The organism is Marinobacter sp. (assembly GCF_041686475.1).
Lineage (GTDB): Bacteria > Pseudomonadota > Gammaproteobacteria > Pseudomonadales > Oleiphilaceae > Marinobacter.
The window spans coordinates 17,632-39,468 of record NZ_JAWLDU010000022.1; the positions used below are offsets into that span (position 1 = coordinate 17,632).

General features: G+C 57.3%; 19 protein-coding genes. 6 read left to right on the top strand and 13 right to left on the bottom strand.

Annotated elements, in window-relative coordinates; translation table 11 throughout:
- Positions 1–28: 28 nt before the first annotated feature.
- On the bottom strand, positions 29–454 hold the full coding sequence (locus tag ACESMB_RS07210; protein WP_372925805.1) for a MarR family transcriptional regulator: 426 nt from the start codon (positions 452–454) through the stop codon (positions 29–31).
- A gap of 164 nt (positions 455–618) precedes the next feature.
- A complete protein-coding gene (locus ACESMB_RS07215; protein WP_372925806.1) occupies positions 619–1,905 on the bottom strand; it encodes an MFS transporter in 1,287 nt (428 codons plus the stop codon).
- 306 nt (positions 1,906–2,211) lie between these two features.
- Here ACESMB_RS07215 and ACESMB_RS07220 point away from each other — a divergent pair, with 306 nt between their 5' ends.
- A complete protein-coding gene (locus tag ACESMB_RS07220) occupies positions 2,212–3,117 on the top strand; it encodes a helix-turn-helix transcriptional regulator (RefSeq protein ID WP_372925807.1) in 906 nt (301 codons plus the stop codon).
- Between the two features lie 9 nt (positions 3,118–3,126).
- Positions 3,127–4,896, top strand: coding sequence for an ExeM/NucH family extracellular endonuclease (locus tag ACESMB_RS07225; RefSeq protein WP_372925808.1), 1,770 nt, complete (start codon positions 3,127–3,129; stop codon positions 4,894–4,896).
- A 34-nt stretch (positions 4,897–4,930) separates the two neighbouring features.
- On the opposite strand, the gene queE is transcribed toward ACESMB_RS07225, so the two are convergent.
- Both queE and queC read right to left on the bottom strand, forming a co-directional pair.
- Positions 4,931–5,587 (bottom strand): 7-carboxy-7-deazaguanine synthase, encoded by a 657-nt coding sequence (queE, locus tag ACESMB_RS07230; RefSeq protein ID WP_372925809.1) that lies wholly within the window; start codon positions 5,585–5,587, stop codon positions 4,931–4,933.
- On the bottom strand, positions 5,587–6,252 hold the full coding sequence (queC, locus tag ACESMB_RS07235; RefSeq protein WP_372925810.1) for a 7-cyano-7-deazaguanine synthase QueC: 666 nt from the start codon (positions 6,250–6,252) through the stop codon (positions 5,587–5,589). The genes queE and queC overlap by 1 nt, the downstream gene beginning before the upstream one ends.
- A 136-nt stretch (positions 6,253–6,388) precedes the next feature.
- On the opposite strand from queC, the gene ACESMB_RS07240 reads away from it, so the two are divergent.
- Complete coding sequence (locus ACESMB_RS07240; RefSeq protein WP_372925811.1) at positions 6,389–6,901, top strand: hypothetical protein; 513 nt, start codon at positions 6,389–6,391, stop codon at positions 6,899–6,901.
- Here ACESMB_RS07240 and ACESMB_RS07245 read toward each other — a convergent pair.
- Entirely contained in the window at positions 6,890–7,081 is a 192-nt protein-coding gene (locus ACESMB_RS07245) for a hypothetical protein (RefSeq protein WP_372925812.1), read from the bottom strand. The two genes, ACESMB_RS07240 and ACESMB_RS07245, sit on opposite strands and share 12 nt — an antisense overlap.
- 674 nt (positions 7,082–7,755) lie before the next feature.
- On the opposite strand from ACESMB_RS07245, the gene ACESMB_RS07250 reads away from it, so the two are divergent.
- Positions 7,756–8,025: a hypothetical protein gene (locus tag ACESMB_RS07250; RefSeq protein ID WP_372925813.1), complete on the top strand. Its 270-nt coding sequence runs from the start codon at positions 7,756–7,758 to the stop codon at positions 8,023–8,025.
- 124 nt (positions 8,026–8,149) lie between these two features.
- On the opposite strand, the gene ACESMB_RS07255 is transcribed toward ACESMB_RS07250, so the two are convergent.
- Complete coding sequence (locus ACESMB_RS07255) at positions 8,150–8,404, bottom strand: hypothetical protein (protein ID WP_372925814.1); 255 nt, start codon at positions 8,402–8,404, stop codon at positions 8,150–8,152.
- A gap of 333 nt (positions 8,405–8,737) precedes the next feature.
- On the opposite strand from ACESMB_RS07255, the gene ACESMB_RS07260 reads away from it, so the two are divergent.
- Complete coding sequence (locus tag ACESMB_RS07260; RefSeq protein ID WP_372925815.1) at positions 8,738–9,082, top strand: hypothetical protein; 345 nt, start codon at positions 8,738–8,740, stop codon at positions 9,080–9,082.
- Positions 9,083–9,091: 9 nt separating this feature from the next.
- Here ACESMB_RS07260 and ACESMB_RS07265 read toward each other — a convergent pair whose 3' ends face one another.
- Positions 9,092–10,378 (bottom strand): serine hydrolase domain-containing protein, encoded by a 1,287-nt coding sequence (locus ACESMB_RS07265; protein ID WP_372925816.1) that lies wholly within the window; start codon positions 10,376–10,378, stop codon positions 9,092–9,094.
- Between the two features lie 27 nt (positions 10,379–10,405).
- Entirely contained in the window at positions 10,406–11,980 is a 1,575-nt protein-coding gene (locus tag ACESMB_RS07270) for a diguanylate cyclase (protein WP_372925817.1), read from the bottom strand.
- Positions 11,981–12,191: 211 nt separating this feature from the next.
- Here ACESMB_RS07270 and ACESMB_RS07275 point away from each other — a divergent pair, with 211 nt between their 5' ends.
- Positions 12,192–14,258 (top strand): EAL domain-containing protein, encoded by a 2,067-nt coding sequence (locus ACESMB_RS07275; RefSeq protein WP_372971209.1) that lies wholly within the window; start codon positions 12,192–12,194, stop codon positions 14,256–14,258.
- Between the two features lie 89 nt (positions 14,259–14,347).
- On the opposite strand, the gene ACESMB_RS07280 is transcribed toward ACESMB_RS07275, so the two are convergent.
- The 5 genes from ACESMB_RS07280 to ACESMB_RS07300 all read right to left on the bottom strand — a co-directional run bounded on the left by ACESMB_RS07280 (position 14,348) and on the right by ACESMB_RS07300 (position 21,789).
- A complete protein-coding gene (locus tag ACESMB_RS07280) occupies positions 14,348–16,591 on the bottom strand; it encodes an NADP-dependent isocitrate dehydrogenase (protein WP_372925819.1) in 2,244 nt (747 codons plus the stop codon).
- 335 nt (positions 16,592–16,926) lie between these two features.
- Positions 16,927–18,918, bottom strand: a complete 1,992-nt coding sequence (locus ACESMB_RS07285) for an acetoacetate--CoA ligase (protein WP_372925820.1) — start codon at positions 18,916–18,918, stop codon at positions 16,927–16,929.
- Positions 18,919–18,934: 16 nt separating this feature from the next.
- Entirely contained in the window at positions 18,935–19,714 is a 780-nt protein-coding gene (locus ACESMB_RS07290) for a 3-hydroxybutyrate dehydrogenase (protein ID WP_372925821.1), read from the bottom strand.
- Positions 19,715–19,785: 71 nt separating this feature from the next.
- Positions 19,786–21,156 carry a TRAP transporter large permease subunit gene (locus tag ACESMB_RS07295; protein ID WP_372971210.1) on the bottom strand — a complete coding sequence of 457 codons (1,371 nt, stop codon included), beginning with the start codon at positions 21,154–21,156 and terminating at the stop codon, positions 19,786–19,788.
- Between the two features lie 18 nt (positions 21,157–21,174).
- Positions 21,175–21,789, bottom strand: coding sequence for a TRAP transporter small permease subunit (locus tag ACESMB_RS07300; protein WP_372925823.1), 615 nt, complete (start codon positions 21,787–21,789; stop codon positions 21,175–21,177).
- Positions 21,790–21,837: the final 48 nt, after the last annotated feature.

A 21,837-nucleotide genomic window follows, 5' to 3' on the forward strand; every position in this document is an offset into this window, starting at 1 on the left:
CAGTAACCCTCCATCCGGACCAACACGGTTATTTCTGGCGCTCAGCGTTCTCCATGATCTTGTAGAAGACCGCCACAGCACCCTCGATTTCCTCGTCGCTGATACCTTCCAGCATTTCTTCGCGCAATTTGGCAGCTCGCTCCGTCAGCACATTCATGAATTCGGTGCCGTCCGGCGTCAGATGGAGACGGCGGGCCCGACGGTCGTTCGGACAGGGGCGACGTTCAATCAGGCCTTGCTGCTCCAGGCTGTCAAGCAGCCGTACCAGAGTCGGATTTTCAATGGCCATCAGGCGGGCAAGCTCACGCTGGGTTAGTCCCTCACCGCCTTTCTGCAGGTAGACCATGGTGGTCCAGCGAGCCTGGGTGACACCCAGATCTTTCAGGCGCTCGTCGAGGAGCTTGCGCCAGCGCCGGGTTACACGGGCTACGGCAAAGGGAAACTGGTCTCTCATGATCTGGAACTCCGGTAAAGGAAATCGACTGCCTACGGTTGTAACGGAAGCCGCTGCCGAACCATGCAGCGATGAATAACGTTACCAATAGTAAGCTAACCATTAATAGAAATACAGATGTGAAAGGTAAAACAAAATCGGGGAAAACCGAGAGCCTGTGTTCATCAACCGGTGTCGCACAGATCCTCTTCCCGCCTTTCCGTCACTTCCGGTGACTCCTGGAATTCCTCGTTGCGAGGATCCATTTCCGTCAATACCGCAGAAGTCTCGGGCATCGCCGGGACAAAATGCTCCTGCTCTGCAACCGGCACATCGTCGGTGTGGCTAATGCGATAACTGGTAATAACCGCCAGTACTGCAAGGAATCCGGCATTACCGAAAAACAGGCCCTGTGGGCCGACGACCGCCACCAGTTCCGCCATCACGACCGGGCCGATCACACTGCCCACGCCGTAACTCAGCAGCAAAGTGGCACTGGCCGAGACAATACGGTTGCTCTCCATACGATCGTTGGTGATAGCCACGGCAATCGGGTAAAGCGTGGCAGACAGACCGGTAAACAACCCCACCATCAGGGTCAGCAGCCACATCCGCTCGGCACCGAACACACCAACGGTTACCGCCGACAGGCCTGCCATCACAGCGACCCAGAACATCACCCGGCGGCGATCAAAACGGTCGCACACCAGCCCCAGGGGCCATGCCAGAATCATGGCTGCCACAATGGCACTCGCCATAAAGGTCGACACCCGGCTGACTTCCAGCCCCACCAGGGTGGCGTAAACCGGGCCCAGTGCATAAAAGGAACCGATCATCACACCACAGATAAGAGCCCCGGAAACACCGGTGAAGGATTCCCTGGCGAGGGTGAAGAAGGACAGGCGTTCATGGCGTTCAATCACCGGCGCATCCATGCGTGTCAGCGCCAATGGCACCAGCGCCAGTGTCAGAAATACGGCTGCCAGCGAGAAAGGAATGAATGAGGCTGGTTCACCCACATTAATCAGCAACTGACCACCGGCGGCGGAAAGATAGAAAACAATCTGGTAGACCGCGAACAGGGCGCCACGGTTGGCATTGGTGGCGCGGCTGCTGAACCAGCTTTCAATCACCACCAGAACGCCGGCCACACTGAAACCGGAAAGCGCCCGCAGCAGAGCCCAGAGCAGTTCCGACACCGCCATTGGATACATCAATGCGCACACTGCCGCCATGGCCGCAAACACGGCAAACGCACGGATATGCCCGACACGGCCGATGATATGGTGTACGTACAGAGTGCCCAGCACAAAGCCGATTGAGTAGCACACCAGAATCCAGCCAATGATATCGGGAGAGACCGCCTCGATGCTCAGCCGGACACCCAGCAGGGTCATCAAAAAAGCGTTGCCGCTCACCAACAGGACTATACTGAGAATAAGGGCTGAGAGTGATGTGACCATACGGGTCATCAGACAGGCTCCGGCGTATCAGAACAGGAAGGAATCAGGAACGTTGTAGAAGGTAGCAGCAACGCCGGAACATTACCGGACGAGAATTAGATCAGGGCATGATTGACGACACCACTACGCATTTGCCGAAATCTGAAATACCGCTTGCAGCGCTGCAGTTACCGTATTTAACATTATTTTACATTAAGGTGACGTAACACACGCCGGCGGCCTGAGGGGTTAACATGAGGAAGCTTATATTGCTGCCTAATTTAACCTACGAGTCTCTCAACTCATGCAACCCACGCTAACCATGAGCGCCTGGTTATGAAAAAAACGGACTGGCCCATTCGGTGGGATCTGTTGCTTCGCTACCGGCTGATTGAAATCATCGCCCTCTGGGAAGGACGGCTCACCACCAATCACATCTGCCACAGTTTCGGCATTGGGCGTCAGCAGGCTTCAAAGGACATAAACACCTACCTGCGGGAACTGGCGCCGGATAACCTGGTTTACGATCGCCACCTGAAAGGCTACGTACCCTCGGCAAACTTCAGCCCTGTGGTTACTTCCGGCCATGCCAGCGAGTATCAGGACCTGCTGGCCCGGCAGGAAAGCCTCAGCAACACATTCGAGTCCCTGAATATCAGCCTGCCCGACAGCACCATAGTCCGCGGCCCGCAACGAATTGTTAAACCGGAAGTCATGAGAGCGGCTGTAGCTGCCACCCGGCATGGCAGAGTGCTGAAGGCAGAGTATGCCTCTCTCAGCCCCGCAGGCGTGTCACAGCGCACACTGGAGCCCCACAGCCTGGTCTGCGTTGGCCAGAGCTGGCATCTGCGCGCCTGGTGTGATTCCAACCGGGAGTTCCGGGATTTTGCCCTCAGCCGCTTCCGTGGCAAGCCGGAAGTGATCCGCCAGCGCAGCCGCCACACCAGGCATCACGATGACGACTGGAATCGGCAGATTTCTCTGGTAATGGTTCCCGACAGTCGGCTGAACCTGGCACAACAGGAAATCATCGCTACCGACTACGACATGAGCGACAACCGGCTGGAACTGACCACCCGGGCTGCTCTCGCTCCGTACGTGCTGTCGCGGCTCGGTCTGGGCAACGACAGCCGGCACCCCGATCCAATGGTGCAGCAGCTTGAGCTGGCCAACGAGGAACAGCTGGGAATTGCTGAATCTGCCCGCGAACGGGCTATTAAAGCGGTTGCCGGGCTCTGCTAGACTGCGCGGGTGATCACACTCCGCGCGTTCGTCAAAGGCCTTCTGGCCCCCCTGCTGCTACTTTGGCTGCCAGTTTTCGCAGCCGCCGCAGGCTGTGGGGCTTCGGCCACGGCCATTTCACAGGTCCAGGGTGAGAAATCCAGCTCACCCCTCGCCGGCGAGACAGTCACGGTCGAAGGCGTAATTACCATGGACGCTCGACATGGCGGCGGGTTCCAGGGGTTTTACCTGCAACAGCCTGACCGTGAAACCGACGATAATCCGCAAACCTCCGAAGCCCTTTTTGTCTACACCAACCGAGCCACTGGCAACCGTGGAGAACGGGTACGTGTATCCGGCCGGGTCAAAGAGTTTCATGGTCTGACCGAGCTCACCGATATCTCCGCAATCGAGACTTGTGGCAAGGGCGTCCTGCCGGAACCTGCCCCGGTCACACTGCCCTGGCCAAGGGGGCAGCAGCCGGAACACCTGGAAAACATGAGAGTAGCCGTTTCCGGTGAGTTGACGGTCATTGATCACTACAACCTCGACCGCTACGGCGAACTGACCCTCGCAGCCGGTGATCAGATCATCGCTACAGAAATCCTGAAACCGGGGCAGAAAGCCCGGGCTCGCCACCAGAATCAGGAACGTAACCGCCTGCTTCTCGACGATGTCATGGGAACCCGCAACCCCCGCCCGATTCCCTGGCCCGCCCCCGGTCTGTCAGCAGACAATTCAGTGCGAGCGGGCGATCATGTCAGCCAGATATCGGGTATTCTGGATTTTCGGTTTGGCGCCTGGCGGCTGCAGCCGGAATCACCACCAGTATTCCGCACCGCCAACCCGCGCCCTGAAGTGCCGTCCCGATCCGAATCAGCCACCCTCCGGATTGTGACCCTTAACCTCGGTAACCTTTTCAATGGCGATGGCAACGGCAGGGGGTTTCCCACAGCTCGCGGCGCAGAAATGGCTGCCGAATACAAACAGCAGCAATCGAGACTGGTTGCGGCACTGATCGCCCCGAACCCGGACATCATCGCGGTGACCGAAATGGAAAACGACGGTTATGGCCCCGAGAGCGCGATAGCAGGCCTGGCCAGGGCCCTCGGCGAGCACTGGCGCTACGTGAAAGCCAGCAGCAGAACCGGCAAGGACGCTATTCGCTCGGATCTGCTGTACCGCCAGGACCGCGTAACAGTTGTCGGCAAAGCCCATCGCCCGGGGCCGTCCAGCTTTCCGAAACCCGGACGGCCACCGGTGGCGCAGCTATTCAGGCCGGCAGGAAGCCACGAAACACTGCGTATTATCGTTGCCCACCTGAAATCAAAGGCCTGCCGCGGCGCAAAAGGTCCGAACCGGGACCAGGAAGACGGCCAGGGCTGCTACAGCCACAGCCGCGAGCAGGCTACCCGGGCGATCCTCGACTGGACAGAGTCGTTACCACAGCCTGACAATCTTGCAGGCACCCTCATCACCGGCGACATGAACAGCTATGCCCGGGAAAAACCCCTGCAGTTAATGGCGGCCGCTGGCTACACCAACGCCGTACGGCGGTTCCATGGTTGCACTGAAACCGCCTGCGACCACACAAGCTATCGTTACCGGGGCCGCAGTGGCACTCTCGACTACAGCCTGGTGTCGCGGGGCCTTGCCGATCGGCTCGTTGGCGCCAACGTCTGGTCGATCAATGCCGAGGAACCAAAGGCACTGAGTTATCAGGGCCCTGTTCCGTTGGCTGACGACAAGCCCTGGCGCTCCTCGGACCACAACCCTGTCATTACCGATTTCTCATTCTGACGGCAACGGCTTCCCGGGCGATGGCCTGAACCGCTCAGTCAATACCGATAATCTTGTGCATCTGCAGGGTCAGCCGCCACTGCGGATGAGCCAGGCAGTAATCGGTCGCCTTGCGGGTGTTACTCCGTTTGACGGGATCTGACTCGCCGTCCGGAAGCGTTGGCGAGGCCATGGGAGAGAGAAAATAGTGGTTGGCCCGGATATCGGTAAAGCGCTCGGGCATCGCCAACGGCTGGGGATAGACCAGTTTCAGTTCATCGCACTGACTCACCACAACCGGGGCGTTGGCCTTGGGGCTGACACACAGCCAGTCAATACCGGTCGGCGCCGGCAGAGTGCCATTGGTCTCCACACCTACTTCGAAGCCTGCACGGTGAAAAGCGTCGATCAACGCCTCATCCAGTTGCAGCAGGGGCTCGCCACCGGTGCAGACCACGTAGGGCCTTCCCGGTGCGTCCGGCCACAGACTGCGAATGTGGGCTGCCAGGGCATCGGGCGTTTCGAAGCGGCCACCGTTCTGGCCGTCGGTTCCGACAAAATCCGTATCGCAGAAGTTGCACACTGCGCTGGCCCGATCCTTCTCCCGACCGCTCCAGAGATTGCACTTGCTGAAGCGGCAGAATACCGCAGCCCTGCCCGCCTGGGCACCTTCCCCCTGCAGGGTGTAAAAGGCCTCTTTCACCCGGTACATCAGCGAACCACCTCATAGGCCAGGGGGTCAGACAGACCGTTTGCAGCAAAGGCTTCCAGACGTTCCACGCACGAGCCGCAGCGGCCACAGGCCTTTTCCCGCCCGTTGTAGCAGGTCCACGTCTTGCTGTAGTCGAGCCCCAGCTTCAAGCCTTCCGCCAGGATCGCCCCCTTGTCGGACCCCATAAAGGGTGCCTCGATACCCACCGGCTCATAGTTGGCGACCCTGCAGACGGCATCCATCTTTTCCACGAATTCGGGACGGCAGTCAGGATAAATCGCATGGTCTCCGCCATGGGCGCCATACCAGACAGCCGCAGCCCCGGCCGTCCCCGCATAACCAGTCGCCAGGGACAGCAGGATCATGTTGCGATTGGGCACCACAGTGGCTTTCATGCTCTCTTCTTCGTAGTGCCCCTCCGGCACAGCCACGTTGCCCGTCAGCGCCGATCCGGCCATTACCTCTGCAAGAGCGCGGATGTCGATCACTTTGTGGGGAATCGCCAGTTCAGTGCATACATCCCGCGCGCATTCCAGCTCCCTGACATGGCGCTGGCCGTAGTCGAACGACAGGGCATGAACCTCGTATCCGCGAGCACGTGCAAGGTGGAGCAGGGTGAACGAATCCATGCCCCCGGAGTAAATCACAACAACGGTATCGGTCATCAGGGAATTCCGGTTTTAACATGAGTGGACTAACATCCGTGGACATATTGTAACAGTGGAATGCCATCATGGGTTCGCGTCTGCGGAGGTGGGCGGGTAAACTCAACACACGGCTCACCAACAAAAATCTGACGGAATGATAACCGAACCCAGCCCAGCATTTATTGACTTCGAGGCCTCCAGTCTTGACCTCATCGCAAGTTACCCCATAGAGGTCGGTATCTGCTTACCCGACGGCACGCTGCACAGCTGGCTGATTCAACCCCATGTGTTGTGGCAGGACTGGTCGGAGAGTGCGGAAAAGATACACGGTATTACCCGGCAAACCCTGGAACGGGATGGAACGCCGGTTTCCGAGGTGGCAGCCGGACTTAACCGCCTGCTGTCCGGGCAGGTGTTCTGTGATGCCTGGACCTTTGACAGCTTCTGGCTGCATCGACTGTTCCGCGCCGCCAACGTCCGTGCCGAGTTTCAGCTCGAGTCCGTATCCATGTTGCTGGACGCCGACCAGATAAGGCTTTGGGCAACTTCACGGCAGCAGGTCATCAACCGGCTGGGGCTGCCCGTCCACCGCGCGGCCAATGATGCGCTGATTCTCCACAAAACCTGGGAAGATATTCAGCTGATCGCTTCTGGCTCAATGCTTTGAGCGACCGATTCTGACTGCAATGACTTCCAGCCCGTTCCTCAGTGTGTTCAATGTCCAGTAGGTGACAAGCGCCATCAGTGCGGCGCCGACCACGGTGAAGGAAAAGTCATCTCCCACCATCCTGGTCTGGGCAAGGGCCATATAGGCAAGCAACACCAGCAACAGAACAACTTCTACCATGGCATGGTTCTGGAATCTGGTTTGTGCTGATCCGTTTTCGTCGGACATTTTCTTCGGTTTCAACCTCTGGTCTGGTGATAAAAGACATTAATTAGTGTGCGAATTATCGCCGGAAAGCGCCCTGCACGTCTGTACGAACTAGCGGCTACGGAGTTTCCACAATAGGGTGTGGCAGGTTGCCAACAGTGCCAGCAACTCTTTCCGGAAAGAATAAAAAAACGCAGCCCATTGGGCTGCGTATAAAGGAGAGATCCATGCAGTGCGCCACAGATGAATGGTGGGCACCGGAGGATTGCACAACGTAAAACACGTGACGCGACGGATTATGAGCAGTTCTGCAGTTTGCGTCTGTACGGGTTTGCCGAAGCCATTTGCCTCTTGCAAAGCATTGGGTAAGCGATACACTGAAGATAGTACCGAAGCATTAATGACCGGTGGATTACGCCGGTACAGAGCCAGAAGATATGTCGACGAATCAGGAATATCCAGTGATTGAAACGTTCGCACGCCGTGACAGCGGGATGTGCATTCACACCATGGTGAAAACTATCTGACGGCTTTCGGTCCAGTCCCGGAAGCCATTGGAGCGACCGGGCGAGCTTCTCCGCCAGACCCCGGTTGCCCAAAGCACCGGGGTTTTGTTTTTGCAGCCGCAAAACGAAAAGGAGAAGATCATGAGAAAACATCCAACAAAAGCAGCAAACCGGCCGGCAAGCAGCCGCATGGGTCCGATCAGACGTCCCGAAAAGCTGCCGCTGCTGGATGCGATCTGCAAGAAGCTGAATCAGCGCGTGAACCTGGATGACGAACAGCGAGTGCTGGGAGTGTACGAGCGCGGCTGGATCTTCAAGGGCGTGCTGGTCAACCTGAATGACGCCGAAGCGCGCTATGTCAGAGCGCTGGCGACCCGTTACAATTCCTGGATTGCGCGGCAGGTCGCATAGCGGAGCGCAAGCGGGCCGAACCGTCAATGCTGGCGGTTCGGCCCTGAATCATGACGGCATATCGTCCGGGCCGGTAACATCTGCCGCGGATCGGGTTGTCAGCCGCTCCCGATGTCGGGCAGCATCAGTAGTTGGCGCTGCCCTGCATGTTCCATTTCCTGAGGAAGCCCTTCTTGCGATTGATCATCCGCTCATAGGTGGAAATCATGATGGCTGCATGGGGGGCTTTGGTCAGCCGCAGAGTCTCAATACGGCGCTCCAGGCGCTCCACTTCCGTACTGATCTGCTGGCATACGTGGGAACGGACACTGTCGTGGTGATCGAGTTTGACGGGGCGTGACTGATCTGGCCGTGCCTGAGACTGCGTTTGTTTGTCCATGATCTTCCTCTTCCACTGAGTATTCTGATCAATACGCCGAAACCTGTCACTTCGCCCATTATTGTATGGGTTGGCTTCATGGCCAAAGCGAAATGACTATTCATCCTTTTGTTTCGTAGAGCTTTTACAGCTCTTGAACTGACTGTGGCAGGCATTCGCAACTGTACGCAACCCTTTGCAATGTTGCACAACTATCAGACAGACTTCAATAAAAATGAATAGAGTTTCATATATTTTCCCTGGACAACAGGGACTGTTTCAGAATCCCACGCACGAACCCCTGCTATAGTTCCAGTCAGCATATTGATTTTTCAGCAAGCAGGAACCTTACCTATGAGCCAGACATCCGTTGCCGACACCCTGCGGGAGTATCTTTCCCTGCTGGAACTGCTTGATGATGCTTACTGGGAGGCCAGCACCATTCAGCACAAGGACATGCTGTACGACATTATCAGTATCTTCAGCCAGGAAGTGGCGGAGATGAACAAGCTCAGCATCATGGATCACCATTACCCCTACGAGGTTATCACCGAGGGTATACGGCGGGTGGTGCCCAAACTGGAGCGGCTGGATGAAAGCCGGGAGGATGTGCTTCAGAGGACTCAGACACTGACTGACTTCCGTGACATTCTGTCGTCAGTGCTGGGCATCCTGGAGGCACAGTTGGCTACTATGTAGCAAGGACGTTCAGGCAGCCACCAGTGGCCTCTGGCTCTCGGGGATCAACGGGAAACGGTCGCACACGGTATAGATGAAACGCGCGAGTGCAGGGATATGATGGCCAACAATCGGTATGCCGGTGTTGAGCAGGCTGACAGAGATATCCCGTGCCGCATCTGCCCAGCACAGTTTGTTGATCAGCCCGACATGGCCAAAGGCATAACGGCTGCTCTGTCCCCACAAGCCCATGGGATTACCACCAAGCATCATGCCGGCGCTGAAGCGCATGGGAATCATCATGGTGCGATCAACCTGCAGTGAACCAAACTGCTGAATGGATCGCCTGACCGTCATTTCGCTGCAGATACGCTTACCATTCCAGACGCCGCCATTAAGCATCATCTGGAAGAACCGGCCCATTTCTTCTGCAGTTCCACACAGGTTACCGGCTGGAATCACCGCCTCCTGAAAGCGCGGATCATTCACCACCCGCTCCACGGTGCGGATGTCACCACCCAGAGCACGATTAACAATCCAGGACACCGGGAAACGTGGCGTTGGCCCGGTGGCGTAATTGCTGGCCAGCTCGGTGACATGTTCCGGGGCGATGCCATAGGTGAACCAGCGCATGCCCATGGGCCGGCGAATGTAACGGTCAATGTAGGCTTCAATGGTGTCACCAGTGACTTTTTCCAGAACCCGCTGCAATACAAAACCACCGGTAATGGCATGGTAGGCCACCTTGGCACCGTCGACCTCTACCGGTTTTGCGTCGCACAGCAACCGCCAGATTTCATCCCTGTCCCAGAGTACGTCGATGGGCGTTTCCCGGGGGATAGCCGGAATGCCACCACGGTGAGAGAGAATCTGATGAACCGTAATGGTGCGCTTGCCGCCGCCGGCGAATTCCGGGCAGTAATAGGACACCGGGTCCATCAGGTTGACCAGCCCCTGCTCCGCCAGCATATGCATCAGCAACGCGGTAACCGCCTTGGAAGCGGAAAAATAGCAGATTGGGGTGTCCGTGCTCATGGGCACTTTGATCGCATTGGGCCCATCGCCGGGTCCGTTGCCCGAGGCATGGCCAATGGCACGATGCAATATCTGTTCGCCCCGGTGCCTGACCGACAACTGCAGCCCCGGATGCACACCGGTGCGATACAGCCTCTCCACGCTGCGCCAGATATCCTCGACAACCTCCGGGTTCACACCCGCCTTCTCCGGTTGCTCACTATCCGGGTCACGACAGGTAACGGAAGCCAGATCACCGGGCACGGCACAGGTATGAAGGGCACGGCGGGCAAGTCGGTTCATCGCTTAACCTCTGATTATGATATTTATCTAGGGATTATGGGCTTCTTGAGCCAGAGGCGCCAGAACCACCCGGTTGCGACCGCTAGATTTGGCCTGATACATCGCCCTGTCGGCAGCGGCACAGAGCGCACGGGAATCGGTACCATTATCCGGGAACACAGAAATGCCAACGCTGATGGTCAGTGGTACCGTTCTTCCGTCCCCCAGGGGCTGTGGTGTATTACTGATCAGGCTGCGCAGGCGCTCTGCGGTATCTCTTGCCTCGAAGCGGTCCATCTCCGGCAGCAGGATAACAAACTCTTCGCCGCCGAATCGGCCGATGACGTCCACACTACGGACACTGCCCGCCAACAGCGCACTGGTGACTTTCAACACCGAATCCCCGGCGGCGTGGCCATAGTCATCGTTGATCGTCTTGAAGTGATCGAAATCGATCCAGAGCAGTGATAATGCACGCCCGTAGCGTTCGGCCCGGGCGATTTCCTCATCCAGCAACCGGGTCATTTCACGGCGGTTAAACAGCCCGGTCAACGGATCACGTATTGCCAGTTCGGACAACTCGTCCTCAAGCGCTTTGCGATCGGAAATGTCCAGGATAATGCCCTCAAGCACCAGATCACCATTGTCCTCTACAGCTCTTCCACGCTCCCAGACCCAGATGCTGCGGCCATCATTGCGGACGATGGTGTACTCGACAGAAAACGGTTCAGCGTTGCCTATCGCGGATTCAACGGCTCGCAGGATAGCGTCATTGCTGCCATCGGCAATCAGCTCGGCGTAGCTGATCCGCTGGTTGTTCACCAGCTCATCCGGCTCATACCCGGTCAGATCCCGGCATCCGCTGGACACGAACAGCATGGTCCAGTGCTCATCATACAGACAGCGGTAAGCCATGCCCGGCAGATTGTCCATCAGCGTCGATAGCTGGCGCTCACGCTGGCGAATGGTGATCTCGGCATTGCGGATATCCGTTATGTCGTGACCAATGGCTATCGAACCGACTATCTCACCATCGTCATCCCGAAGACTTCGCGCATTCCAGGAGATCAGTCGCTCGCAACCATCCCGGCTAGTAATTCGGGTTTCATAACCCACGGCTTCACCCTTATCCCGGATTATGTCACTGGCGCGCTCGCGAATTCTTGCCCTGTTGTCGCCATCCGGGTAAAGCCACTGCCAGATGCGGTCAGAACCTATGACCTCGTCACGCCGATACCCGCTGATTTCCTCCGCGGCCGCATTCCAGAGCACGACCCGCCCCTCTGGATCAAGCACGTTGATCCAGACATTGGCCCGCTCGATCACACTTTCACGAAACTGGTTTAGCGCCCTGATTTCTTCACGCTGGTGATGATGCAGCGACAACATGCTCCGGTCCCGGTTGAATTGCCGCATAAGTACCAGAAACAGCACCAGTGCCGTCACCAGAACAAACAGTGCGCCTTTGTAGGTCTGCACACGGCTCAATGCTTCCGGGTCGGGAAACCACTGACCTGCCAGGTAATCCGAAAATGTAATCCACAGCCATCCGGCGAGCAGATAAACACCAACCACCCACAACGAGCGTCGCAGCGGTGTATGGCGCCCTTTAAGTTTGTCCATTCAGACCGTATCCCCGGGTTTCTGCTATTTCCCTGATGGCTCGCACCGCCCAAGGAACCAAAAAGTATTCGGCATATCCTGAAGTTAGTCACTGAGCGCAGGTGAGTCGAGTGTTTGTTGCAATTGGATGCTATTTTACTCTATCTGACCTACTGTATGGATAAACGTAGATTTTGTCAGCTTTCGTGGTCCACTGTCCCAGAGGTGAAAGGTGTCCCAGCCAGATTCGCACGAAGACACCGAACAACATTATCGTTCGCTGTTCACCTATAACCCCGACGCGGTTTTCACCCTGAATACCGCTGGAGAGTTCCTGCAGATCAACCAGTCGGGATGCGATCTTGTCAGTGCGAAAGAGGAGGAGATTGTCGGCCAGCATTACGCAATGCTCGTCGTACCCGAAGACCTGGAACGCACCCGCAGCCATTTCGAGGCCACCCTGGCCGGAAACCATCAGCGCTACGAAGTCCGGATCAGAAATCTGCATGGCGAGATCCTGCAGCTGGATGTTCTCAATATCCCGGTCATCGTGAATGGCAGGATCACCGGTGTTCACGGACAGGCCAGGGATAGGACCCGTGAGCGCCAGACAGAGGCCCGTCTGCGCATACTGGAGCGAAGTGTAGAAGCTTCCTCCAACGGTGTGGTCATTGCCGACGCCCAATTGTCCGGATATCCGCTTATTTATGTGAACCCAGCCTTTGAGCGTATCACCGGCTACTGCGCCGATGACATGATTGGCCAGAGCTGCCGGATCCTCCAGGGGCCTGACACCAGCGAATCTGCCATCGCCAGTATTCGCGAAGGCCTGGAAAACATGCGCGAGGTCCACACATCGCTGCTGAACTACCGCAAGGATGGCAGCTGCTTCTGGAATGACCTTTACATTGCGCCGGTCAGGGATGACGACGATGAGGTGACACACTTCATCGGTATCCAGACCGATATCAGCGACCGTATCCGCCAGGAGGAAGTCCTGACCTTCCAGGCCAGCCATGATTCCCTCACCGGGCTTCCCAACCGTATTTACCTGGAATCCCATTTACAGGGAATCTGTCACCAGGCCTTTGACCGGCAGCTATGCGTCCATGCCCTGTTCATTGACCTGGATGGTTTCAAGCCCATCAACGACAGCCTTGGCCACGCCTTTGGCGATGAAATACTGGCCCAGACAGCCCGTCGGCTCGAGGCCGCACTTCCTGCCGGTACAACACTGGTGAGATTTGGTGGCGACGAATTCGTCGCCCTTGTTCCCGGATCCACGGATCGCCAGGCCATTAACACTATTGCTGATCTGATTCTTGACCAGTTCTCGCAGCCGTTTCTGAACGAGGATGTGGAAATAACCCTGTCAGCAGCCATCGGCATCAGTATCGTTAAAGCCATGCCCGATAACTCCATGCTGCTGATCCAGCAGGCTGACATGGCAATGTACGAGGCGAAGAAGCTCGGCGGTAATAACTGGCAATGGTTCAACCGGACGCTCGATCGTCGCGTGCAGCACGAAGTCGCGTTACGCCAGCAACTTCAGCGGGCACTGTCCAGGGACCAGTTCGAACTGTTCTACCAACCCATGTTCAACAACGACCTGTCCACGGTGGGAGTCGAAGCATTGATTCGCTGGCAACACCCTGACCGCGGGTATATTTCACCGGCGGAGTACATCCCGCTGTCGGAGCGCACCGGCCAGATTCTGCCGATCAGTGAATGGGTCATGCACGAAGCCTTTGCCAGGGCAGAGGAACTGGCGGAACTTGGTGTAAACAGCATCTCCATCAATCTCTCACCGCTACAGTTTCACCGTCATAACCTGGTGAATCTGCTCGCCCGCCTGAACGACCAGTACTCACTCAGGCCTGGGCAGCTCTGCGTAGAAATTACCGAGAATGTGTTCCTCAATGATCCGAAGGATGTGATCAGACAATTGCGGGAGATCCGGAACATGGGCATGGAAGTGGCCATTGATGATTTCGGGACCGGGTTTTCAAGCCTAAGTTACATGCGCGACATGCCGGTCGACAAAATCAAGATCGACCGTACCTTTGTTAACGGTATCACCTCCAACGACCGTGACGCCGCCATTACCCGGGGAACATTGTCCATGGCCAGGGAGCTGGGAATGAGTGTGGTGGCCGAAGGCGTGGAAACGGAAGAACAGTTCAGGCTACTGCGACAGTTCGGATGCACGGGCTACCAGGGCTTCTGGTATTCGCGGGCACTGCCCATGGCCGACCTTCAGACCTTTATCCGCGCCCTGGAATCCGGCTCCAGGGCATAACACCAGGCAAAAAAACCGGAGAGCCCTTTCGGGATGTCCGGTTCCTGTTCAGACCGGCCAGGCTATCGCCCGGCCAGCCTGGATTGGGATCACTTCACGGATGCACGGGCGTCTGCCAGGATCCTGTTGAAGGTCTCGCTAGGCTGCATGATCTTGCAGACCTTTTCCGCAGGCGGATGGTAGTAACCACCGATGTCTGTCGGATGGCCCTGAATCACGCTCATCTCTTCCAGGATCTTGTCCTTGTTCTCTTCGAGCTGCTTCGACAGCTGCTCGAAGAAGGTTTTCAGATCCTTGTCGCCGTCCTGCTTTGACAGTTCTTCCGCCCAGTAACGGGCCAGATGGAAGTGGCTGCCGCGGTTGTCCAGCTCACCGGTGTTACGGGAGGGCGACTGGTTGTTCTCCAGCAGGCGCTCGGTGGCCTTGTCCAGGGTCAGGCCCAGCAGGCGGGCACGCTCGTTGCTCTGTTTCTCGCCCAGTTCTTCCAGGGAGACGGCTGTTGCCAGGAACTCACCCAGCGAATCCCAGCGCAGATGGTTTTCCTGAAGCAGCTGCTGAACGTGCTTGGGCGCAGAACCGCCAGCACCGGTTTCATACAGACCACCGCCATTCAGCAGCGGTACGATGGAAAGCATCTTGGCACTGGTGCCCAGTTCCAGAATCGGGAACAGGTCAGTGAGGTAGTCCCGCAGCACGTTACCGGTGACGGAGATGGTGTCCAGCCCGCGGATCAGTCGCTCCATGGTCCAGCGGATAGCGCGTACCGGGGACTTGATCAGAATTTCCAGGCCGTCGGTATCGTGTTCCTTCAGATACATTTCCACTTTCTTGATCAGCTGGGCGTCGTGGGGACGCTCGTCGTCCAGCCAGAACAGGGCCGGCATGCCAGTGGCACGGGCGCGGTTCACCGCCAGCTTGACCCAGTCGCGGATCGGCAGGTCCTTGGTCTGGCAGGCGCGCCAGATATCACCCTTCTCGACCTTATGCTCGGTCAGCACGGTGCCGTCTTCGGCGATTACACGAACGATACCGTCTTCCTTGATTTCAAAGGTCTTGTCATGGGAGCCATACTCTTCGGCCTTCTGCGCCATCAGGCCAACGTTTGGCACGGTGCCCATGGTGGTGGGATCAAAAGCGCCATGGGTCTTACAGAAGTTGATCACTTCCTGGTAAATAGTGGCGTAGGTGCTCTCCGGCATCACCGCCTTGGTGTCCTTGAGCTTGTTGTCCCGCGCCCACATTTTGCCGGAGTTACGGATCATCGCCGGCATGGAGGCGTCAACAATGACGTCGCTGGGCACGTGAAGGTTGGTGATGCCCTTCACCGAGTCCACCATGGCAATTTCCGGACGGTGCTCGTAGCAGGCATGCAGGTCCTCGAGGATCTGTTCCTGTTTGGATTCCGGTAGCTCCTTGATCTTCTCGGTAACGCTGGACAAGCCGTTGTTGGGATTAACACCCAGTTGGTCGAACAGCTCGCCGTACTTGTCGAACAGCTCCTTGTAGAAAATCTTCACCGCGTGACCGAATACGATCGGGTGGGAGATTTTCATCATGGTGGCCTTGACGTGCAGGGAGAACATCACGCCGGTCTTCTCGCAGTCTTCGATGCAGTCTTCGAAGAACTTGCGCAGGGCCCTGCAGCTCATGAACATGCCATCCAGAACTTCGCCTTCCTGCAGCGGCAGCTCACCCTTGAGTACCGTCTGCTCACCCTTGGCGTTTTCAAAAACGATGCGGGCGTTGGTGGCCTTGTCCAGGGTCAGTGACTGCTCGTTGGAATAGAAGTCGCCACCACGCATATGGGCCACGTGGGTACGTGACGCCGGGCTCCACTCGCCCATGGTATGGGGATGCTTGCGGGCAAAGGCTTTGACCGCAGTCGGAGCGCGACGGTCGGAGTTGCCTTCCCGCAGTACCGGATTAACGGCGCTGCCCAGCACCTTCGAGTAACGGGCCTGAATTTCCTGTTCTTCGTCAGACTCGGGATTTTCCTTGTACTCGGGAACCTTGTAGCCCTGCTCGTTGAGCTCGTTGATGGCTGCCCGCAACTGGGGGATAGACGCGCTGATGTTGGGAAGCTTGATGATGTTGGCTTCCGGGTCCTTGGTGTAATCGCCCAGTTCTTTCAGGTCGTCAGGAACCCGCTGGTCTTCGTCCAGGTAATCAGGAAACAACGCCAGAATACGGGCTGCCAGGGAAATATCGCTGGTTTCAAATTCGATGCCTGCCGGCTTGGCGTAGGTTTCAAGAATGGGAAGCAGTGACCGGGTAGCGAGGGCGGGGGCCTCGTCGGTCAGGGTGTAGATGATCTTTGCTTTGGATGATGTCATTTTCGTCCTCAGGCTAATGGGTGAGTTCAGGACGGTCATGGCAGGGTCAGGTGTCTTTTGAACGCCCGACCTGAGCAATGACTGATTCGGGAACTTTTGATAGGGCTCCTAAGATAGCATTTTTTTGAAAATTCTGGTTACGATCTTAGTATAAGAACCGACTAAAAGTGCGCCAAAACACGTTACAGGACGATGAAAAGGCTGGAATTTACGAAACTTTCGGACATTTTGGCTCGGGAGTGACTGGGAGTATCGCGCCGGCATACCCTCTGCGGGCCTACCGCGACCGTCGGATTAGCCGAAGGCGTAATCCGACAACCAGCCCAAAGGCGAACTCACCCCTTCGGCAACAACCCCACCTCCGCAAGGCACTCACCAATCCGGTCCAGCGCCTCGGGATTCGCCAATGCGTCGCGGTTATCAGCCTTGGATGAACCATTGATCAGCCGCGCCACCGCCAGCTCGACCTTCTTGCCGCTCCGAGTGTACGGAATATCCGGCACTTCGATGATGTGCTTTGGCACGTGGCGGGGGCTGGCGCCCTGGCGGATGCGGGTTTTGAGGTTTTTCTGGAGATCGCCGGTCATGGTTTCACCTTCGGCCGGTACCACCAACAGAACCACTTCCACATCGCCGTCGATCTGGCGGCCGACAACCAGGCTGTCTTTGACTTCAGTGATGGTTTCCACCTGGCGGTAGATTTCGGCGGTCCCTATACGGACCCCGCCGGGGTTCAACGTGGCGTCGGAGCGGCCATAGATAACGGCGCCGCCGTGCTCGGTGAATTCGATGAAGTCACCGTGGGCCCAGACCCCCGGGAAGGTGTTGAAGTAGGCATCGTGATAGCGTTCGCCATTCGGGTCCTGCCAGAAGCTGACCGGCATGGACGGCAGAGGCTGGCGACAGACCAGTTCACCGCGGCCGTCAGTGACGGGTTTGCCGTCATCGTCGTAAGCCACGGCGTCAACGCCCAGGAACCGGCACTGGATTTCGCCACGGCGTACCGGCAACAGGGGTGTGGAACCCACGAAGCAGCCGCAGATGTCTGTGCCACCGGCGATCGAGCCCAACAGCACGTTCGGAGCACCGTCGCTGTAGACCCAGTCGTAGTCTTCCGGCAACAGTGGTGAGCCGGTGGAGAACACTACGCGCAGAGCACTCAGGTCGAGTGTTTTTGCTGGGGCCAGTTTCGCTTTGCGACAACCGGCAATGAAGCGGGCACTGGTGCCGTAGTGGGTGACTTTCTCATCCGCGACGACCTGCCACAGATGGTTCAGGTCCGGGTAGCCGGGGGAACCGTCGACGGTGATCACGGCAGCGCCGGTCAGCAGGGCGGAAGCCTGCCAGTTCCACATCATCCAGCCACAGGTGGTGAAATACAGGAAGCGGTCGTCCGGGCCCACATCACCATGCAGCATCAGTTCCTTGGCATGGTTGACCAGCAGGCCGGCGTTGCCATGAACGATGCACTTGGGCTTGCCGGTGGTGCCAGAGGAATAGAGGATATACACCGGATGATCCGGTGGCAGCGGGGTGAAGGAGGGCGCCTTGCCCTGGCCTTCGGCAAGCGCCTCGTCCCAGTGGGTAACCTTGTCACCGGCGATAGCGGGCTCGCCCGGCAGCTGTTCGATGCTGACCACACACTTCAGGCTTGGCAGACCATCGATCAGTCCGGCGAAATCCTCCCGTCGGTCGAAGACCTTGCCGCCATAACCATAACCGTTCACCACAATCAGTGCCGCCGGTTCGATCTGACCAAAGCGATCAAGAATGGCGCCAACGCCAAAATCCGGGGAAGCCGAGCTCCAGATAGCGCCCAGACTGGTCGCTGCCAGCATGCCCACCAGGGCTTCATAGCCATTGGTGACCACACCGGCTACGCGATCACCCTGCCTGATGCCCTTTCCGCGCAGGAAAGCTTCCAGGGCACCGGTATCCGCTTTCAGCTGCGCATAGGTGCGGCGCAGCACCGGGCGGGTTTCGCAATAGGCCACAACGGCTTCGCTGTCGGCATGTTCGCCATCGGCCAGCCGCAGCAGGTTGGCGGCAAAATTCAGTTTCATGCCGGGGAACCATTCCGCACCCGGCATATCACGCTTGCCGAGCACACTGTCGGCCGGGGTATCGCAAACCAGACCACAGTAGTCCCAGACTTTCTGCCAGAACGTCTCAAGGTTATCAATCGACCACTGGTGCAGGGCGTGGTAATCGGCAAACGGGCCAAAGCCCTGTTGCTCAAGCCAGCCCTGGAACCGGCCCATCTGGCTGTTCTTCAGCGTGTCTTCAGAGGGAGACCAGACCACCGGTGATTGTTCAGTATTACTCATCCGACTCTCCTGCTACTTACTGCATATGCCAGCCGTGGCTGACCACAATGGATTGGCCGGTCAATGCCGCCGAGGGGAAGGCTGCCAGGTGAACCGCCAGTTCCGATACATCTTCCAGCGTGGTGAACTCTCCGTCCACCGTGTTCTTCAGCATGACCTTGCTGATCACTTCCTCTTCGGAAATCCCGAGCTCTTTTGCCTGCTCCGGAATCTGCTTGTCCACCAGCGGAGTTCGGACAAAACCCGGGCAGATGATGTTGCTACGAACACCGTGCTCGGCCCCTTCTTTTGCGACAGCCCGGCACAGGCCCAGCATACCGTGTTTGGCCGCCACGTAGGGTGCCTTCAACGGAGAGGCTTCAAGAGAATGGACAGAGCCCATGTACAGCATGATGCCGCCGCCGCCAGCGTACATCTGATTCAAAGCAGCGCGGGTGACCAGAAAGGCACCGTCCAGATGCACACTCATCACTTTGTTCCAGTTATTGAAGGACAGTTTGTGTATGGGGTCTATATGCTGAATGCCGGCATTAGCCAGGGCAATATTCAATCCACCCCAGCGTTCAACGATATCAGCTACACCGTCATCCACGGCCTTTTCGTCTGTAACGTCCATCGCCAGTGCCATGGCAGTTCCGCCGGCCGCCTCAATAGCGTAAACCACCTCCTGGGCGCCTGCCAGGTCAAGATCAGCAACAGCCACTCGGGCACCCTCGCGGGCGTAATGCTCCGCAATGGCCCGACCGATTCCACGGCCTGCACCAGTTATAAGCGCAACTTGGTCTTTGAGACGCATGGCGTCATCTCCTTTTTGTGATATCAACTAGATTGAAAACAGCAGTGCTGGGCGCTGCTCACGGTTTGACGTTACGGACCACCATAAACCTCATTCGGCAACCACGTCGCCAGTGGCTCAAACCAGAACACCAGGGCCAGCCCCAGCAACTGAAGCGCGATAAATGGCAACACGCCCAGATAGATGTGGCGGGTGGTAATCCCCGGCGGGCATACACCCTTGATGTAAAACAGTGAGAAACCTACTGGCGGAGTCAGGAACGATGTCTGCAGGCACATAGCAAACATGATGGCAAACCATACAGGTTCAACACCCATTGAGAAGATGACCGGCGCGACCAGTGGAAGAATAATCAGCGTGATCTCTACCCAGTCCAGGAAAAAGCCCAACAAGAAGGTAATGAACAGGATAGTCAGCAGAACTCCGGTGGTGCCGAAGGGCAGGCTGTTGATTGCTTCACGGATGACGTCGTCACCGCCCAGGCCTCTCAAAACGGCAGCAAACACCGTGGCACCGATAAAAATGCCGAAAATGAAGGCCGTTGTGCGGCTGGTCTGGTAAAGCGACTCTTTGAGCACTTCCAGGTCAAGCCGCCGGCTGGCAACAGCCATCAGCAGGGCGCCCGCAGCGCCAACGGCAGAGGCTTCCGTGGTAGTGGCAATGCCAAAGAAAATGGACCCCAGCACCGCCATGATCAGCGCCAGCGGCGGAACCACGGCGAGAAGCACGTCCAGCCATGCCCTTGCGGTAAAAGGCTCGCGATTTTTCGGTGCTGGTGCCAGGTCCTTCTTGATCCAGGAGGCAATCAGTATATACAGGATATACATAACACCCAGCATGACACCGGGAATCAGTGCGCCCATGAACAGCTTGCCAACCGATGCATCGGAGGTGCCGAGCCGATCGGCCATCAGTACCAGCATGATGCTTGGCGGCACCAGAATGCCCAGCGTGCCGACAGAACATGCAGTGCCAACTGCCAGTGACTTGCTGTAATTGGCCTGCATCATCGGCCCGAGGGAGAGCATGCCGAGCAGCACTACGGAAGCCCCGACGATGCCGGTAGACGCCGCCAGCAGAACGCCAACAATGACCACGGTAATGGCATAACCACCGCGCAGAGGACCCAGTACCCGGACCAGACTGTGCATCAGTTTCTCGGCGATGCCGGAACGGTCCAGCATGATGCCCATGAAAATGAAAAGTGGCAGTGCCACCATCAACTCATTAGCGACAATACCGTAAATACGGGAGTCCAGCGCTCCGATCGTGCCGCTCCAGGTAAACCATATATCGGCGTCGAAATACTCCACCAGAACAAAGCCGGTTACCCCGAACACCAGGCCAATGCCGGCCAGCGACCAGGCCACCGGGAAGCCCAGCAGCAACAGAAGCATAAAACTGGCAAACATGGCCGCTACAAGAATTTCTTCCAAACCCATGACGTCTTTGCCTCTTGCTCAGGGAATCGGATGGCCGCCATTGCGGTCATCACGAGGAATTTGAATTTCCCGCGGAAAGCGGAACAACAGCGTTGTGCAACGAAGCAGGCGGGAAAACATCGCCACCCAGATAAGGATCATCGCCACAGGCAACACACTTTTGAAAACGAACCGGTAAGGCAGACCGCTGGGGGCCTGGGAGCGCTCATTCAGCTCATAGGCTTTGTAAGCGTATGGAATCAATACCTCGATCATCAGGTAGATGATCGGCAGTGCCAGTATCACAAGGCCCAGAAACTCGATCACCGCTTGGGTTTTCAAAGAAAATTTTTCATGAAGTACATCGACGCGAACGTGATCGTCGCGCACCACGGCATAGGCCAGCGTCAGCATCATCGCGGCGCCAAACAGGTGCCAGGATGCCTCTTCCAACGCTACGGAGCCGGCATTCAAAACAAAACGGGCAAAAACATTGGCCAGCACTACCAGCAGCACACCAATCCATAGCCAGGAACTCGCCTTGCCAACCGCAACCACAAACCGGTCCAGTTTCCAGGACACACGGTTGTAGGGCAGATGGTCAGTGGCCGGCTGGGGTACTGGTACCTCATGAGTATCGTGCTTATCAGTCACGGGAACCTCGATAAAAACGGGAAGGGATAGCAGGCACCGCAAAAGCGG